This is a genomic window from Spirosoma endophyticum (genome assembly GCF_900112365.1).
In the GTDB taxonomy this organism is placed as follows: Bacteria; Bacteroidota; Bacteroidia; order Cytophagales; family Spirosomataceae; genus Spirosoma; species Spirosoma endophyticum.
Genome location: NZ_FOLQ01000020.1, coordinates 75452 through 92349 on the forward strand (window position 1 = coordinate 75452; position 16898 = coordinate 92349).

18 protein-coding genes are annotated in these 16898 nt (G+C 49.5%); 13 read left to right on the plus strand and 5 right to left on the minus strand.

Annotated elements, in window-relative coordinates; all coding sequences use genetic code 11:
• Positions 1–171 precede the first annotated feature (171 nt).
• From BM202_RS29435 to BM202_RS29445, 3 genes are all read right to left on the minus strand, one after another.
• Positions 172–1347: an FAD-dependent oxidoreductase gene (locus tag BM202_RS29435; RefSeq protein WP_093832968.1), complete on the minus strand. Its 1176-nt coding sequence runs from the start codon at positions 1345–1347 to the stop codon at positions 172–174.
• 77 nt (positions 1348–1424) lie between these two features.
• Complete coding sequence (locus BM202_RS29440) at positions 1425–2282, minus strand: helix-turn-helix domain-containing protein (RefSeq protein WP_093832970.1); 858 nt, start codon at positions 2280–2282, stop codon at positions 1425–1427.
• 230 nt (positions 2283–2512) lie between these two features.
• On the minus strand, positions 2513–3484 hold the full coding sequence (locus BM202_RS29445; RefSeq protein ID WP_093832972.1) for an alpha/beta hydrolase: 972 nt from the start codon (positions 3482–3484) through the stop codon (positions 2513–2515).
• A 368-nt stretch (positions 3485–3852) separates the two neighbouring features.
• Between BM202_RS29445 and BM202_RS29450 the strand changes: the two genes are divergently transcribed.
• The 13 genes from BM202_RS29450 to BM202_RS29510 all read left to right on the plus strand — a co-directional run bounded on the left by BM202_RS29450 (position 3853) and on the right by BM202_RS29510 (position 15489).
• Complete coding sequence (locus BM202_RS29450) at positions 3853–4731, plus strand: aldo/keto reductase (RefSeq protein ID WP_093832974.1); 879 nt, start codon at positions 3853–3855, stop codon at positions 4729–4731.
• Between the two features lie 59 nt (positions 4732–4790).
• Positions 4791–5609 carry an AraC family transcriptional regulator gene (locus BM202_RS29455; protein WP_093832976.1) on the plus strand — a complete coding sequence of 273 codons (819 nt, stop codon included), beginning with the start codon at positions 4791–4793 and terminating at the stop codon, positions 5607–5609.
• 305 nt (positions 5610–5914) lie between these two features.
• A complete protein-coding gene (locus BM202_RS29460) occupies positions 5915–6901 on the plus strand; it encodes a helix-turn-helix transcriptional regulator (protein ID WP_093832978.1) in 987 nt (328 codons plus the stop codon).
• Between the two features lie 237 nt (positions 6902–7138).
• Positions 7139–7633, plus strand: coding sequence for a cupin domain-containing protein (locus BM202_RS29465; RefSeq protein WP_093832980.1), 495 nt, complete (start codon positions 7139–7141; stop codon positions 7631–7633).
• 18 nt (positions 7634–7651) lie between these two features.
• On the plus strand, positions 7652–8389 hold the full coding sequence (locus BM202_RS29470) for a helix-turn-helix domain-containing protein (protein ID WP_093832982.1): 738 nt from the start codon (positions 7652–7654) through the stop codon (positions 8387–8389).
• 53 nt (positions 8390–8442) lie between these two features.
• The gene (locus tag BM202_RS29475; RefSeq protein ID WP_093832984.1) at positions 8443–9387 is read left to right on the plus strand and encodes an NAD(P)-dependent alcohol dehydrogenase; all 945 of its coding nucleotides are present in this window, start codon (positions 8443–8445) and stop codon (positions 9385–9387) included.
• Between the two features lie 269 nt (positions 9388–9656).
• The gene (locus tag BM202_RS29480; protein ID WP_143100785.1) at positions 9657–10262 is read left to right on the plus strand and encodes an SRPBCC family protein; all 606 of its coding nucleotides are present in this window, start codon (positions 9657–9659) and stop codon (positions 10260–10262) included.
• Between the two features lie 24 nt (positions 10263–10286).
• Positions 10287–11171: an NmrA family NAD(P)-binding protein gene (locus BM202_RS29485; protein WP_093832986.1), complete on the plus strand. Its 885-nt coding sequence runs from the start codon at positions 10287–10289 to the stop codon at positions 11169–11171.
• Between the two features lie 27 nt (positions 11172–11198).
• The gene (locus BM202_RS29490; protein WP_093832988.1) at positions 11199–12281 is read left to right on the plus strand and encodes an alkene reductase; all 1083 of its coding nucleotides are present in this window, start codon (positions 11199–11201) and stop codon (positions 12279–12281) included.
• A 177-nt stretch (positions 12282–12458) separates the two neighbouring features.
• Positions 12459–13361, plus strand: coding sequence for an alpha/beta hydrolase (locus BM202_RS29495; RefSeq protein ID WP_093832990.1), 903 nt, complete (start codon positions 12459–12461; stop codon positions 13359–13361).
• Positions 13362–13560: 199 nt separating this feature from the next.
• A complete protein-coding gene (locus tag BM202_RS29500) occupies positions 13561–13971 on the plus strand; it encodes a DUF2000 domain-containing protein (RefSeq protein ID WP_093832992.1) in 411 nt (136 codons plus the stop codon).
• 298 nt (positions 13972–14269) lie between these two features.
• The gene (locus BM202_RS29505; protein WP_093832994.1) at positions 14270–15163 is read left to right on the plus strand and encodes an NmrA family NAD(P)-binding protein; all 894 of its coding nucleotides are present in this window, start codon (positions 14270–14272) and stop codon (positions 15161–15163) included.
• Between the two features lie 83 nt (positions 15164–15246).
• A complete protein-coding gene (locus BM202_RS29510) occupies positions 15247–15489 on the plus strand; it encodes an SDR family NAD(P)-dependent oxidoreductase (RefSeq protein WP_093832996.1) in 243 nt (80 codons plus the stop codon).
• Positions 15490–15761: 272 nt separating this feature from the next.
• Here the strand turns inward: BM202_RS29510 and BM202_RS29515 are convergent, their stop codons facing one another.
• Both BM202_RS29515 and BM202_RS29525 read right to left on the minus strand, forming a co-directional pair.
• Entirely contained in the window at positions 15762–16364 is a 603-nt protein-coding gene (locus BM202_RS29515; RefSeq protein WP_093832998.1) for a MarR family winged helix-turn-helix transcriptional regulator, read from the minus strand.
• 260 nt (positions 16365–16624) lie between these two features.
• The gene (locus tag BM202_RS29525) at positions 16625–16861 is read right to left on the minus strand and encodes a hexameric tyrosine-coordinated heme protein (RefSeq protein WP_093833002.1); all 237 of its coding nucleotides are present in this window, start codon (positions 16859–16861) and stop codon (positions 16625–16627) included.
• Positions 16862–16898 lie beyond the last annotated feature (37 nt).

Genomic DNA, 16898 nt, shown 5'->3' on the forward strand with positions numbered 1-16898 from the left:
GATAAGTCATTACGAAAGGAAGTGAAGCGTCTCTTAGCGTCTTCTTAGATTATATACCTTATCAAAAGCTGATTCGTGAAATGCTTAACTGATGAAGCAAGCACATGAACGTTCCTGTGTCTCACTTAGGAGCCATTTATGAGATAAGCCCTGATTTGTGCTTTCCCCAAATTATTCGTTAAACAACGCTACCAGCTTATCATTGGCCGATTCGGTATGCATCCACTCCACCCCCTCCATCGAAACTTTGGCTTCTTCAGTTCCTCGTTCTAGCATCGGTTTCTCATAAGCGGCTAGGGCCAATTGGGTAGTGGCAAACTGCTCACTCGTCAGACACTCGCTTAGCTCCAATGCATCCAGCATGGCCAAATTAACGCCTTCACCAGAAGGCGGCATTAGATGAGCCGCATCACCTAATAGAGTAATGCTTGGCTGAGAGGCCCAGCTTTGGTCGAAGGGCACGCAATATTGCGGGCGAATCAAAAGGGGCAGGCTTACTGACTCAAACAGCTCAAACCAAACTGGGGCCCATCCGCTAAATTCTTGCTTTAACCAGGCCCGCAACTGCTGCTGATCAGCAAAATCAATCCCATTGGTTTGTAGCCAGTCTTCATCGACTCGACAACTCACGTAAAAATCAATACTACCATCCCCTTTAGCGGATACATGTAAAAATTTCCCCGTCGTATGTGTATAGAGTTTGCCGCCTTGGAGTAGTTGATGAATGGTTGGTGCTGCCGTGGCCGCATCGGCTACATTTCCCTGCACAATGGTCGTACCCGCATAAAAAGGCTGGATCGACGTCAGTAACGGACGGACTTTGGAATGAGCACCATCGGCGCCAACGACAAGATCGGCGACAACGGTGGTACCATTTTTAAACGTTAGTTGCCAGGCATCAAGCCTTGGTGAGATCTGGACGAGCTGACTGTCCCAAACGACGGTGTCAGCCTGAAGAGACGCTAATAATAGACTCCGCAAATCGCCACGGTCGATTTCAGGCCGAAACGATTCGTTGTCAAAATCGTTGCACTCGTCCTTGCCGTGATCGTCATAGAGGATGTTCGCCTGCGTATCGACCACCCGCCCTTTGTCGGCCCCTGGCCGGTAGGCGTGCTTAAAAGCGTCCAGCAATCCCGCATTGTCCAGGGCTTTTAGGCCCGATTCATAATGCAGGTCAAGGGTGGCCCCTTGCACCCGTGTGCTTGGGCTATAATCCCGCTCATAGACGGTCACATCCGCTCCTTTGAGTTGTAATAGACGGGCCAGAGTTAGGCCACCAGGGCCACCTCCAACGATAGCTATCCGTTTGTTTTCTAATAAATTTACGCCTTCCTGTGTGTTCATTAGTTGAGCTATTTAGTGGCTACAAAGGAACAGGCTAGTGAACGCGCAGGCAATATCGATACGTGGTAAGTATAGGACTAATCGAGGTTTTTGCTCCGAAACGCCAGGGGGCTCATACCCGCCACTTTACGAAACAGCCGGACAAAATACGAGTAATCCTCATAGCCCAGAGCGGCAGCTATCTCCTTGACCGATTGATCTGAATGATGAAGCTGGCGCTTGGCTTCTAAGACGATCCGTTGCTGGATGTGATACGAAACCGACTGACCCGTCGCTGTTTTGACACATTCATTCAAATACGGCGTCGATAAGTTTAGGCGTTCGGCGTAGCTGGCTGGACTTTTAATGGTGGTAAATTCACGTTCCAGTTCGGATTTGAACGCTTTGGTAATCCCGTCAAACCGGGTGAAGTTGTGGGTTGGTTTAGCCTGGGCCAGATACTGCGAAGCCACTAAGGCGACTAATAGATTGCAGCTTTCTTTCAGGAGCTGGTAATGCAGTTTCTCCTGCTTTCGTTCAGCTAGTTGGAGGCAAAGCGAAGCGGTTTGTGAAAGAAGGGTGAGTGCGTCTGTTTGCAGCGGCAGCGGATCGACTGGGGTGAGTTCTTCTAATAGTTTCAGATAGTCTGGTAGGAGATTTTCGTTGGTGATGATCCAACTGCTGATGGTAGCTTCTTTAAACTCGACCAACCGATGCACTTGATTAGGATGCATGTACAGAAGAGCGGGTGCTACTACCTGATAGAGTTGAAAGTCAACTTCGATCTGAGTAAGGCCTTTTTCCTGTAAGAAAAAGGAATGTCCACTATCCCGGTGCGCTCGCCCTACTTCCTTAGAATCGGGTGCCCCATTGAATACCCCTCTGGCAATGATAATTCCTTGGCCCATGCCAGTAGGTAGCTTGATAACCGGGATATGGTTGTTTTTGGGAGCCATCGTATTTCGATCACAAAGCTAACCTCCATCAGCTTACATGGTAAGCAGATAAGGATTATTCCTTCTTGGCTCGTATTTATTCGATGAATTTAATTGCCATAATGATCATCTCTTTAATTGCCCCGTTTGGGGTAGTAGGCACACAAACACTATTTCGTCTCACTTTGAGGAGCATTTTCTGAGATTACACGTTGTCAGGCTGAGTGCTGCTCACCGTTTAGACATTCAGTTTAGTTCTTTACTTGGTTCCATTCAGTAGTGAAGAATGAAACCATCTTCGTGTAGTAAGACTCACTCAGTACGCCTGGGCCATGCCTACCCCCCGACACCTGGATCAAGTCGCTTTTCACCCCTTCCTGCTTCAACTTGTTGGCCAACTCCTCACTTTGGCAAAAGGGAACTAGAGGGTCCTTATCCCCATGAATTAGTAAAAAGGGCGGGCTCGCTTTGCTGACATAAGTGATGGGATTGGCCAGTTCAACCCTTGATGTATGCTGGGTTATGCCTCCCCCGATGAGTAATGATTCGGGCGATCGGGGGTCATTATGATGCATCCGGGGGTCGCAGGAATCCATTAGTAAAAAATTAGTCGGACCAAACCAATCCACGACCGCATTTACATGACTGCTGACAGGGGTAAACGGACCTAAATGACCTTCCAAATCGACCTTAATACCGTCGATGGTTTTTGTTTTGACATGATTGGTTGTGCCCGCCAGCGAAGCCAGATGACCGCCGGAGGAATAGCCCGTCAGTCCGATAAACTGGTCGGTTACCGAAAACGTAGCGGCATTGGCGCGAACAAATCGGATAGCTGCTTTTACATCGTGAAGCTGGGCGGGAAACAGCGTATCGCCACTCGACCGGTGGTTAATGGCGACCACGGCAAACCCTTCTTTCAATAATCGTTGTCCTAATCCATCCGTAAAGATAGCACCTTTGGCATTATTGGCGAGCCAGGCACTGCCATAAATGCAAATAATGACGGGGAAAGGCGCTTTGCCGCTCAGGGGTAAATGGATATCCAATTTATGGCCGATGATGCCATCACCTACATAATCGAGATCCACCCACGATTTGGATGATTGAATTGCCCTACTAGCATAGTCAGGTGGCTGAGCGAGTACTCGTTGAGCCAGGAGCCCTAAGATAGCGATAAATACACCATGATTCTTTCTTAAAAATTGACAGACGTATTTCATTAAATTAGTTCGGTTTTCCTTCAGGATGCGCTGGAAGACCAACTCGTTGCATAGGCTTTTTTCTTTTTTTGCAGGACAGCCTTCACAGGATACTATTCTTGGCTTAAGTCTGGCCAGTAAACTGGCTTAAAAAGCTCGGTATGAGGAGCAGATACATGAAGGTTGCTTCGTCTCAGGTGGGAGGGTTTCATGAGAATAGAATTGGCTCAAACAAGCACGTTTATCGATCGATACATTCATGAGCTGAATCAAGCTAGCTAATCGTGCTCAGAACAATTTATGGGCTTTAAAACAAAGTAAAATTGGGCTTTAAAACAAAATTGCTTGTTGCCCAACCGCCTACTTTTGTCTTATTAAAATCATTGATAATGAGACAAAATAACACCATCACTATTGGGGCCGGTACGGCCAGCCCCCTATTGGCCCGACTACCCGGTTATGGAACCATGCGCCTGACAGGCGCTGATTTTTGGGGTGAGCCACTCGATCGGACAGGGGCTATTGACTTGCTGCGAAAGGCCGCTGAGCTGGGTGTCAACTTTTTTGATACCGCTGATTTTTACGGGCCAGGCGTAACCAACAAACTGTTAGCCGAAGCTTTGTACCCCTATGACAAGGATCTGATTATTGCCACCAAAGTTGGCGCAAAACGTGGACTTGACAAAAGTTGGTTGCCCTATGGCAAGCCGGATGAATTGAGAGCGAGTGTGGAAAACAATCTGAACGAATTGAAGCTAGAGCACCTTCCTTTGGTGCATTTTGGCAAGGCTGCCCATAGTCCAGAAAAGTTTGAGGAGGGTTTCGCTACCATGCTGGCCCTGCAACAAGAGGGAAAAATCCAGCATATAGGGTTGTCGAATGCTTCCTTTGACCAATTGAACACGGCCATCCGAATGGGTAAAGTAGCCAGTGTTGAAAATATGTACAGCTACACCCAGCGGGTAACCGATCCCAATAGCCCCTACGGGTTTCAAGGGGGTGAGGTATTGCCCTTATGCGAACAACACCAGATCCCCTTTATTCCCTTCTTTTCCCTGCAGACCTCCTTGCCTGCCGGGCCAAGCAAAATGGACGAGTTAGCTACTCAAAAAGGGGTTTCCGTAGCGCAGCTCAATATTGCCTGGTTGCTTCATCAATCGCCCTGGATGCTCCCAATTCCTGGGACTACGTCCATCCAACATTTAAAAGAAAATATGAATGCCGCTACTATTTCGCTATCCCCGGAAGAGCTAGCCTATTTAGGATAAGGTATGAAGTAGAATGGCTTTTGAGGCCTTTATACGCTAACTTTTGTACATTTGATCGTATGGCTCAAAAACAACAAACTGATTATGCCCATATTGTTTTGTCCTGTCTGGAAGATCACTATTTAAGACGAGAAATCAGTCTGGACCACCATTCTTTGGTTAGAATAATCTCGGGCGAAATGAACGTGACTCAGGGAGATCATTCCTACACCTTTGTGGCTGGTGATACGCTATTGCTGCCAAGAAATCAGCTTTCGATGGTCACTAAGAAGCCCAGGGATGGGCGGTATTTCAAGTCCGTAATGATGAGCTTTACCACCGACCGATTGAAGGCGTTATATACAAGTGAAGGCTTCCGATCCCTAAAACTCCACACGCACAAAATCCGAGCCTTTCAAAATCATCCGTTGTTAGAGAGTGTTTTTGCCTCGTTGGAGCCCTATTTTGAGCTGACGAGTGAATTGCCAGAAACCATTGTTTCCTTAAAACTTGAGGAGACCCTGGCCATTTTGCGTACGTTGGACAGCGACATTGATGATCTATTATCCGACTTTTCCGAGCCAGGCAAACTTGACCTGACCAATTTTATGGAAAACCATTTCAAGTTCAATCTGACGATGGACAAGTTTGGTCATTTAACCGGGCGCAGTCTGAATACCTTCAAGCGAGACTTTCACAAAGCGTTTAACACCACCCCCCAAAAGTGGCTCACTCAAAAAAGATTAGAGCTTGCCCATTACCAACTGGCCGAAAAACAACGCAAACCCGTAGAGATCTTTCTTGAAGCGGGTTTTGAGAATTTGTCTCATTTTTCATTTGCGTTCAAGAAACACTACGGCTACCCACCGACAGCAGCCTTGCGACAAAAATCGGTTTAGTAGTACCCGTATGCTAGAGCTGGAAGTTAACAGTTATTAAATTAAGCCATCAAAAAGGCTCATAACCAGGACGCAGACCCATACAGGTTCCTGCATCTCAGTTAGGAGCGTTTATTTGAGACGCAAATCTTCGAGCTGTGACGATTACTTTTTTTTAGCGCACCTCATCGTATCCAGCATAGCCAAGCTTGTCTTTCGCTGGCATGAACACGAAAGCCCAAATGGCTGTTCCATTGACGCATATACGCCAAATCGAGCCAGGCTGTTGCAATGACAGCGGGCACTTATATTGACCAGCGTGTTCTATGGTATTTGAATTTACAGCCAGCCCGACGTTTAACTTTTTGACCAGCTTCGGCAAAAAATTCAATATTCCCGTTCACGGCAACAGCATACTGCTGCCTTCAAAGTTGGGTAACGGTACCATTCGCAGGGTTGATCTAGAAACGGGCTTTAAAGCTGTCATTCACCAGTATACCTTGAAGGAGGATTTCGTGCTCAAGCGCTATCCTGCCCATAAGACTTGTGATTTGGTCAGCCTTATTTTCCATGGAAATGAACAGCCGGCCTCCCTAGCCACGCCGAGCGAGGAAGTACCTATTTCGCTTGCCAAGACCACCCCATTTGCCATTCAGGTTTCCTCCTATGACCTGGAATCCGTGATCCACTTTCCGGCGGGTACGGCCATCCAGTTTGTTGTCGTTGGCATTACGACCGAGCGGTTGAGAAGCCTGCTGAATATTCAGCAGCCTAATCCAACGGTGGAAACCATTTTGAGCAGTGCGCAGGGATTTCTGTTTTACCAGACGATGGGTCCCCAAGCGCAACGGGTTCTTCAGCAGCTGATCAGCATTCGTCAAACGGACGAACTGAGCTTTTTGGCGTATTACCTTCGCGTGCTGGAACTTCTCCTGCTGGTGTTCGAGCAGCTTCTAAAGCGCGATCCAGTTCGTCACCGGCCTATTCGTAAAGATGATATTGACAAGCTATTCAACGTTCGGAATTTAGTCCTTTCGGACCTAAGCCAACCCCCTAAGCTGGAGCAGCTGGCTAGACAGATCGGCATGAACCAAACAAAGCTTAAGGATCTATTTAGCCAGGTCTTTGGAGACAGTATCTATCAATACTATCTGAAGGCCCGGATGGATGAAGCAGCCTTTCTGTTAGAGCAAGGTGGCCGCTCGGTAGCGGAGGTCGGTCATCAGCTCGGCTTTACAAACTTAAGCCATTTCAGCCGGCTGTTCAAGCGGCACCATGGTCTTAGTCCCAAAAAGTACGTTTCCGGCGGATAAGACTATTTATTCGGCTTATTGGTTTATTTTATGCCTACGTTTTGACCGACATTTGCACAGTACAATCGTATCCCTACGACGCCGGGAAATCCCCGGCGTCGTAGGGATTTTTATCATCAGCCGACTCGCGAAGCGATTACCTGGATGGGCGCATGACATGAGGAATTGACTAGCATCCAACAGCGTCATCGCCATCGGCGCCTGGCGACTACACGAACACGATAACCGTTGAAGAGAATGAAAGACAATCTGTTAACAACAACCACCGCTGACCAGGGGGCCTGTGTATCGGTGATGGGGGGAACCTACCGGCTCGTCATTACGGGCCAGCAAACCAATGGCGCTTACGCCGTTATTGACATGCTCATCCCGCCCGGTGGCGGACCTGGCCCCCACGCCCACCCTGATTTTCATGAATCCTTCCACGTGCTGGAGGGGGAAGTTGAAGTCAAGACGGAAGTAGGAACGTACCAGGCCCGGAAGGGCGATTTCCTGAACATACCGACCGGGGGCATGGTCCACGGGTTTAAAAATAAATCGGACCAGCTCGCTCGGCTGTGGTGCGTAGTCGTACCGGCGGGTTTAGAAAATTTTTTTCAGGAAGTGGGGACGCCAGTGGCAGCGGGGACGTTTTTGCCACCGCCGTCGCTGGGTCCCGATGACATCAAGCGGTTGGCGGCCATTGCTCAGAAATACGGCCAGCAAGTATTCCCCCCTAACTATTTAGGCTAGCCAGCCGAGGTTATCTGCATGGAAAATTCGCTTGACAATCCATTTATATTGGCCCTGACGGCCCGCAATCTAACCGTCGAGATTCATCAGCACTCCGCCTACCAGATCGTCCTGTCCAATGACGAGTCCTTTGATTCAACGCTAAATGGGCAGTTACATAGGGCTATTCGTGGCTTTTTGATCAAGCCGCAAGTTACCCATCTGTGCATAGCGGAGAACGGGACGCTGAGCGTCTTGAACATTGAGCCTTATTCCAACGTCGGTTTGGCGCTTTCAGGCCGCTTTGCGGACGACCAGGATTGTCTTATTTTTCATTCGAAGGAAGACGTTCGCCAGTTCTTTCAGCTCGACACCAGTCCGTTTACGATACATACCATCATCAGCGCTTTACTGGCAACCGTAGTGACTACGCCTTATGATGAACGGGTGACCAGCATGGTGAACTACATTCGAACCCACTATTTCGAGCGCGACATCTCTCCCCAAACATTTGCGGATATGGTCTTTTTGTCCCCTTCCCGGCTAGCCGCCCTGTTTAAAGAGCAGACCGGCAGCAGCTTATCCAGATATTTGCTGTGGACCCGGCTCCGGCAGGCGATCTATACCATTCTTTCCCAAAAGGATCAAGCCTTAACGGATGTGGCTTATGACACGGGGTTTTATGACCTCCCCCAGTTTAATAAGTACATGCACGACATGTTTGGTATGCCCCCCATCGCGCTGAAGCAGAACAGTGATTTGATACAAGTCTATTAACCGCTAGCCGCCCACCTTTGTGCTATCATAAGACAGACAAAACCGACTAGACCATGAAAGCGATTACGTACAAAGCATTTGGCGGCACAGATGTATTAGAAATTACCGATGAACCCCAGCCGGTTATCCAAGCTGACCAGGTGTTGGTCCACGTGAAAGCGGTGGCCATTAACCCCCTGGATTGGAAAATCAGAAAGGGCGAGATGAAGCTGATGTCGGGTTCGCGCTTTCCCAAGCACACCGGAACCGATTTTGCCGGTATTGTAGTGGCCATTGGCTCATCGGTTACTAGCGTCAAGGAAGGCGATGCGGTTTTTGGTACGGTAAAAAACAACATGAAGGAAGGCGTACTGGGCGAATACGTGGCGGTGCCGTCCACCCTGGTTTGGAAAAAGCCGGTCGCAATTAATTTCGTTCAGGCTGCGTCTATTCCTACGGTGGGGGCGGCTGCGGTGATGGCGTTGCAGAAAATAGGTAAAACCACGACCCAATCGCGGGTTTTAGTCAATGGAGCCGCTGGCGGTTTTGGCATGTTTTTACTCCAGCTGCTCAAACGGAACGGCGCAAATACCACGGCCGTAGCCGCCACCCATGCCTTAAGCACCGTCAAGCAATGGGGCGCAAATTCGGTGGTGGATTATACAAAGGAAAATGTACTGACCAAAGGCATTACGTATGATGCGGTGGTGGATTTGTCCGGAAAAATGGGCTACAAAAAAGCCCAACAGCTTATGAACGTCAACTCCGTATTTATTGATCCGATTCCCAATCCGGTTGACATTCTGCTCACGCCTATTAAAAATTTATTCAGCAGTAAAAAGCACGTGGTACTGCTGAGCACACCGGCAAGAGAAACAATCGATTTTTTGGTGAAAGCTATTAACGATGGGTTAGACATTGAAGTCAGTAACGTATTTCCGTTTGCGCAAAGCAAAGAAGCGTATGACTACGCCGAAAAAGGGGGGTACATTGGTAAAGTAGCCATCGACGTAAACTAGCCATCCGTTCCAAAAGATTTACGTAGGAATCTAGAGTCAAACATTGCATCATAATCGTGTTTTAGTGCCGCAGCGCTATCGGGTTAAATCACCCGATAGCGCTGCGGCACTTTCATTGATTCCGCTTCCATCGCCACTGATACGCGATCGAAAAAACGGTGCGCTGCGGAGAGTCAATTTTTGAGAACAGTGATTTGATACAAGTCTGTCCAGATTTATCAAGCCAATTTTGCTTCGTAATCAATCAGGAAAAACTACCTAATACGGACATGAAAACGCAGACAAATTTAGGGCAGGGTAATAGAAGAAATCCGGAAACGACAATTACCATGATTGTTAAGGCGCCAATCGACCAAGCCTTTCACTACATCGCACCCATCAATCTGATGCACATTTTTCGCGGAAATGCGCTGATTCCGGCCATCGTTAACACCAGCGTAAAAGAAGGCTGGAACCGGGCCGGTCTGGTCAGAACCGTGTATTTCAAAGATGGGTCAACTTCCCAGGAGAGCCTGTTGACCATGAATGTCCCGACCTCCTTTTCCTACAAGAATGAGCACTTTTCTTCCCTCGTGTTGTCGGCATTACTCCAACGGCTGGAAGGTGAGTGGCTATTCACGGATTTGGGCAACGACAGAACCCAAATTGACTGGACCTACCGGGCTATTCCGACCAATCTCCTGGCTAGTCTGGTGGTTCGATTGGTCCTGATGCGGGCGGTGCGTTCGATGCTAGTCGATGCCTTAACGATTACCAAAGATGATTTGGAAAGTGGACAGTTGGCTGGCGGAACGACCTGGACAACCCAACCGTCCGAACAGGGATCTGATACAAGTTTATCCATTGCCGAACAGCCCGTTTTGCTTCGTAATTAATCCACCATTTAAACCAGGAAGACCATGATTTTAGTAACCGGCGCTAATGGTCATCTGGGCCGCGCCATCATCCATGCACTGCTGGAAAAAGGCGTCCGCCCTGAAACCATCGCTGGGTTGGTCAGAGAAAAAGCAAACGCTCAGGACTTACAGGCGACAGGCATCGAGTTGCGGGTTGGCGATTACGATTGGTACCCAACGCTGGTCCGTGCCTTTCAAGGCGTCGAGCAGTTGATCTTCGTATCAGGAACGGACTTGAGCATCCGGCTGGAGCAACACGAAAGCGTCATCACTGCCGTCAAGGAGGTAGGCGTCAAGCAACTAGTATACACCAGTTTCTTCGATGAGCACCACGTGCAGGACTCCCCCTTCGGGTTTGTCTCGTCATCCGTCACCGCAACGGATGTACTCATTAAAGAGAGTGGTATCCCTTACACGCTCCTTAAAGACAACCTGTACCTGGAATTGCTACCGATGCTGCTAGGAAAGCAGGTCCTGCAAGCGGGTATTTATCTGCCCGCCGGAGCGGGGAAGGCGGCCTTTGTCACCCAGGCTGATATTGCCGATGCGGTAGCGACGGTAGTGACCCAGGCTGGGCACCTCAACAAAGAATATACGATCAGCAACACGGAAAACGTGTCGTTCGCCCAGATTGCCAGCCTGTTGAGTGAACAGACCGGCACGAGCATTCCCTACACCAGTCCTTCCCGGACGGACTACGTGGCGACGATGGTTAAGAGTGGCCTTTCCAACCAATTAGTCAGCCTCATCTCCGGTCTCGCCGAGGCTATTGGGGTAGGCGAGTTTTACAGCTCGTCAACGGATCTGGAAAGGCTGCTGGGCCGCAAGCCAGTATCTGCCAAACTGTTCTTACAACGGGCGTACCAAAATACCACCTCCATTCTTTAACCCATTACCCATCAAATCGAACATAGTATGAAATTATTGGAACCAGCGCAGATAGGTACTCTGCGCGTAAAGAACCGGATGGTCATGTCCGCCATGACGCGCAGCCGGGCCGACCAGAACGGCGTCGTAGGTGATTTGCAGGTGCAGTACTACACCCAGCGCGTAAGTGCCGGCCTAATCATTACGGAAGCCATCAACATCAGCCCCGATGCTATCGGCAGTCCATTGACCCCGGGCCTTTTTACGCCCGCTCAGATCGAGGCTTGGCAAAAAGTAACCACCGCCGTACACGAGCAGGGTGGCCTGATTATCGCTCAGCTCTGGCATACGGGCCGGGCCGGGCATTCGACTGACCGCAAGGGCGTGCTGCCGGTAGCCCCGTCGGCGGTTGCGATCACGGGTGCGCAGCATTTTACCTCACAGGGACCGAAAGACTATGAGACGCCACGGGCGCTGGACCTTGACGAAATTGAGCAAATCATAACGGACTATGGTCAGGCGGCCCGTAATGCCCTCACCGCTGGCTTTGATGGGGTAGAGCTACACGCGGCCAACGGCTATCTGCCCAACCAGTTTTTAGCTGATAGCACAAACCGGCGAACGGACCAATACGGCGGTAATATCGCTAACAAAGCCCGGTTCATCCTTGAGGTGATGCAGGAGTTGATCCGGGCCGTCGGTGGCGATAAAGTGGGTATCAAGCTTTCGCCCTTTCATCCTTACGGCGGCATTCTATTCGACGATCCGGTAGCCACCTTTGCGTATTTGATCGAGCAGCTTAATCAACTGGATTTTGCCTACGTAGAGCTGATGAAGCGTAGCCCGTTGTTCCCCGTGCCGCACTACCCAACCGAGGACGAAATTGACCTGTTCGGCCCGCAGATTACCCACACGCTTATCGCCAACAGCGGCTACGACAAAGCCTCGGGGGAAGCCGAGCTTACAAAAGGGATTGCTAAGCTCATTTCGTACGGGACTCTGTTTTTAGCGAACCCCGACCTGCCCCGGCGGTTCGAGCTGGATGCGCCCCTGAATCAGCCTGACCGCGCCACGATGTTCGGTGGGGGCGAACAGGGCTACGTTGATTATCCCTTCCTAACGGCTCACTAAGTAGTCTGGTTGGACGAAATGCCGATGACGAGCCGGCGCCTGTAGCGACGCGGGGAAGCGGTCTGACCGATTGCGCAACCGGCAACCCACTGCTTTATCCTGCGCCTGTGTGGAAAGGTAAAGCGCTTACCAAATTTAATTAACTGGGGTGCGGTAGCACCCCTAAACAAGACACTCATGAAACGATTTTTGATGATCAGCTCGCTGGCCGTTCTGAGCCAACTGGTTTATATCAGCGCCACGGCGCAAAGCGTCGCCGACAGCAGTCGGCAAAAGATTGCCGGGGAACGGACTTACTACGAAACGTTAGGCAAGATTTATCCAGCCGACGCTTCGGTCCCCGTTGCCGAAACGAGCCTTGCCGGCGTGAAGAGCTACTGGTTCAACAAACCGCTGCTCAACCAGAAACATATTGTCATTTACCTGCACGGGGGTATGTACGCACTGGGTAGTATCAATTCCTACTGGGCTATGGTGAGCCATCTAGCCAAACGCTTGAATCTGCCCATTGTCTACGTTGAGTACTCATTATCGCCGGAACACCCCTATCCGGCAGCGGTTAACGAGAATTTGGCTGTCTACCGGGCGTTACAAAAGGCTTATCCGGGCTACAAATTCTCAATCATCGGCGATAGTGCGGGCGGTGGCCTGGCTGTCCAGTTGGTGAACAGCAGCGTGGAAGCGAAGCTACCAGTCCCCGCTTCGCTAGCGTTGATTTCGCCGTGGGTGGACTTAAAGACCCGAAATGAATCGTACGCCAGCAAGCAGGCCGCTGATCCAATCCTGAGCAGGAAGATGCTCCATGATCATGCCCTGCTTTACAACCCAGCCACGAACAAGGCGGCTGATCCGAGTGAATTAACGTTCAAAACATTTCCGCCGGTATTGGTATTGGTCGGTACGGATGAAGTACTGAATGATGACGCCAAAAACTTCTACCAGGTGATTAAACTCATCCAGCCACGAGCGAAGTTGAAAGAGTTTGAGGGCCAGAAACACGTTTGGCCGGTTTCGAGTATCGATTCTAAGGCATCCGTTGAAGCGCTACGTGATATTGACGCCTTTGTTAAGGCAAACTAAGCCCAAGCAAAGGCTGGGGGCAGCAATGGGTAGTGACTGTCCCAGGCTGCTCCCAGCCTTTGCTCAACCATACCAGGCCATAACTAAAGACGAAGTTGGCTGGCCGTCGTCGCCTATTTCTACTTTATCTCAGCAAGAAGTGCTACCACGCAAGTAGGGGCAGCCTCTGCTTTATACCAACCATCAAAAAGCTTAGATTATGTATGACAAAAAGGTAGCCATTGTGGTTCTGAACGAGCTGCTTGCCTGGCAGAAACTGAACGTAGTATCCTTTTTGGCTGGCAGCGTAGCCATTCAGTTTCCCGAGACCCACGGTGAGCCATTCACCACGTCGGATCAGGTAAACTTCCTGCCCTTCAGCAAGCATCCCACCCTCATCTACAAAGCCGACAGTACAGACAAGCTGCACCGAGCCCTGCACCGGGCTCGGGATCGAGATCTAGCTATCGGCATTTACACTCGCCCCCTCTTTGAGACTCGATCCGGTGAGGAAAATATCGTCGAAATTGCCCGCCATTCTGTCGATGCGTTAGACTTAGTGGGCCTTGTTGTCTATGGCGATAATAAAAAGGTAGATAAGGCGCTGGACGGATTGAAATTTCACGATTGAACAGGCTAAAACGGACTAGTTAGCCAATACTCTTGTACCGATCGGTTCAATCTTCCTCTGCGTGGCGCTCATTGCTTGAAGGCTAGACCTAACTAGAAAACGGGAGGAGAAGGAAGGAACGCTTTACGAAACAGCGACTGGAGACGAGGTTGGTCATTCGGTGATCAGTACCCCTTCTTCGGTGGGACCACCCTAATGCGCAAGCATATAGCCACAACAGTGATCTGATACAAGTGCCCTTTTTTTGGCCGTCCTACCTTTGCCCAGGGATTAATGAAAACCCAGTCAAAACAGCAACATGAAAAAGAAGATAGTAATACTCGGAGCTACCGGTACGGTAGGTAGTAAAATTGCGGTTATCCTTTTAAGCCAAGGTCATCAGGTAATACTGATGGCCAGGCACACCGAAAAGCTAGCGAATTACCGCAGCTTAGGCGCTGACGTCAGAACAGGTGATATAACCGATGTAGAAACACTGACTCATACCTTCCGCGAGGCCGACAGCGCGTTCGTGCTGTTACCGGATAATGTACAGGCGGAGAACACCAGAGCGTATCAGCGAAACGTGACCGGCAAGCTGATTAAAGCCATCAAAAATTCAGGTATCCAATACATTGTTAATATGAGTAGCCTGGGATCTCATATGCATGAGGGTAATGGCATGATGGGGGGTACTGGTGAGCAGGAAGTAAGATTAAACCAGCTGACGAATGTCAATGTACTACACCTGCGTTCGGCCTATTTTATGGAAAATTTCTTAAGAACGATCGGTCTGGTTAAAAAAATGGGGATCAACGGTACAGCCGCCGACAGCGACCACGCGGTCCCGATGGTAGCGACACAAGACGTAGCCGAAATCGCGGCTTCGCATTTAGCAAACCTTGATTTCACAGGGAAAAGCGTTCAGCCAGTGATGGGGCCTAGAGACTATACCTACAGAGAGTTTACCAGCCTAATCGGGGCGGCTATTGGCTTGCCTGATCTGGCTTATGTGCAGCTACCCGTGGCGCAGGTAAAGCAAACATTCCTCAACAATGGGGTTGCCGAGGATTTTGTCAACAATCTGCTGGAGATGGCAACAGCGATCAAGACGGGCTTTATGAATTATCAGCAGCGGGATAAGTCAACGACCACGCCAACCACTGCGGAGGATTTCGTAAACAAGGTTTATCTACCAGCCTACCAAAGGTGATAGCGAATAATCCATTCGGGCTATTGAATCACGATTGGGTCTATAAAACAGTCTACCAAGTAGTAAACAAATAGTACAATACGATAAAAACAGCACTCGTTACCGGAGCCAACAAAGGGATTGGTCTGGAAACCACCAGACAGCTTTTGCAAGAAGGGTTTTATGTTTATCTGGGAAGCCGTGACTTACAAAACGGGCTAAAAGCGGTTGACGATTTAAAATCAATGGGTCTGACCAACGTAGAAGTCGTCGAGTTGGATGTAACAGAAGAAAGCTCCGTCAAAGCTGCCCGTGAAGCGATTGGTCGCAAGACCAGCATTTTTTAAGAATGTAATTTTAATATCTTTCAAGCTCTACCAGTAGCATACGGTAGGCTACGAATAGCGGTTGACAGTTATTAAAACAAGCTGTCCGATTAAACACCACTTATTAAGATCTGATTCCTTTTCCCATACCTATTAGTTTTTGACTCAAATCAACCAGCGTTTGGTGAGAATTTGTCTGTTCGACTTGATCTCATACTATTTTAATATTTAGCTAGTTGTCCCGCCCCGGCTTACTGGTCCACCGGGGCGGGACAACTAGGGGCATTTACTGTTCACAAAAGAGTATGCTCCGGACAATCCAGGCGGAGAAGGTCGGCTTCCAGTGGCATTTTTAACAGGCCACAATAATGAATCCGCCCATCGAATTGGTAATGCAGACAGGTCTTACACATTCGTTGGACCGTGATCAAACCACGTTGATGGAGCCCATAAATGAGCGTGAACAAACTTTCGTAAAGCGCCGTTTTATGCGACACGTCTAACTGGCCGACTACCTGGCTCAGCACGCTCGCAAAATCACTCGTTTGGTGGACAATTTGCTGTCCTGCCGAGGTTAGCTGCAAACTATGACTACGACTATCTGTCGGATCACCGATTCGCATGACAAACCCCTTCTGCACCAGCACTTTTACCGCATCACTGATCGTTGGTTTGGTTAGGTTAAACTCGGCAGCCAGATACCCAATTTTACGCTTCTCTGGCCCATGAAAGGTCAGAAAAAGAAGCACTTGAATTTGAATGGGACTTAGACCCGTATCCCGGCTCTGCTGCCAGAGCAGCGTCCGAAATACTTCACCCAGGCGTTCCAGACCCACGACAATTTTGGCATCGACCGAACTATTTTGCTGGTCTAGGTTAAAAACCGAGTCATTCATTTAACAATCGCAGGTTTCACAATAAGGTGCATAGCCCTCATAGCTAGGCGAAAAATGCCCGGCAGCACTAACCAGCTGGGTTAAGGGAATATGCTCCCCAGAGGAAAGACTGACTATCGAATTATCTCCTTCTATTTGCAGGCTTGCTACAAGCGCACTGCGGGTAATTAGCTCGTGAAGCTCGGTAAAATATTGGACTTTTACATACCGGCGATTTCTCATCAAGCTATCCAAATACGTATGATACACAGTTAGGTCGTTCATCGCCAGTAGTGGTTAGCGGCTGCAATGGTAGCGAACTTAGTGGCAACGGTTTGTCCAATAGCGATCAGCATTATGGCGTCATGGGCATATACGTCCCGGAGTTGCTGGCGCTTCTGTTCGTCGGGTTGGGTAACCTTGATGATGAGTCGGGCCATTTTAATGGCTAATTGTCGGCCTTCCTCCGGCGTTGCCGTTAACAGGCTGTTGGTAGGAACTAACGTGATTGCGTCCATAAAATGGGGGGGGCGCGCAGCCGAAGAGTGACCGCGC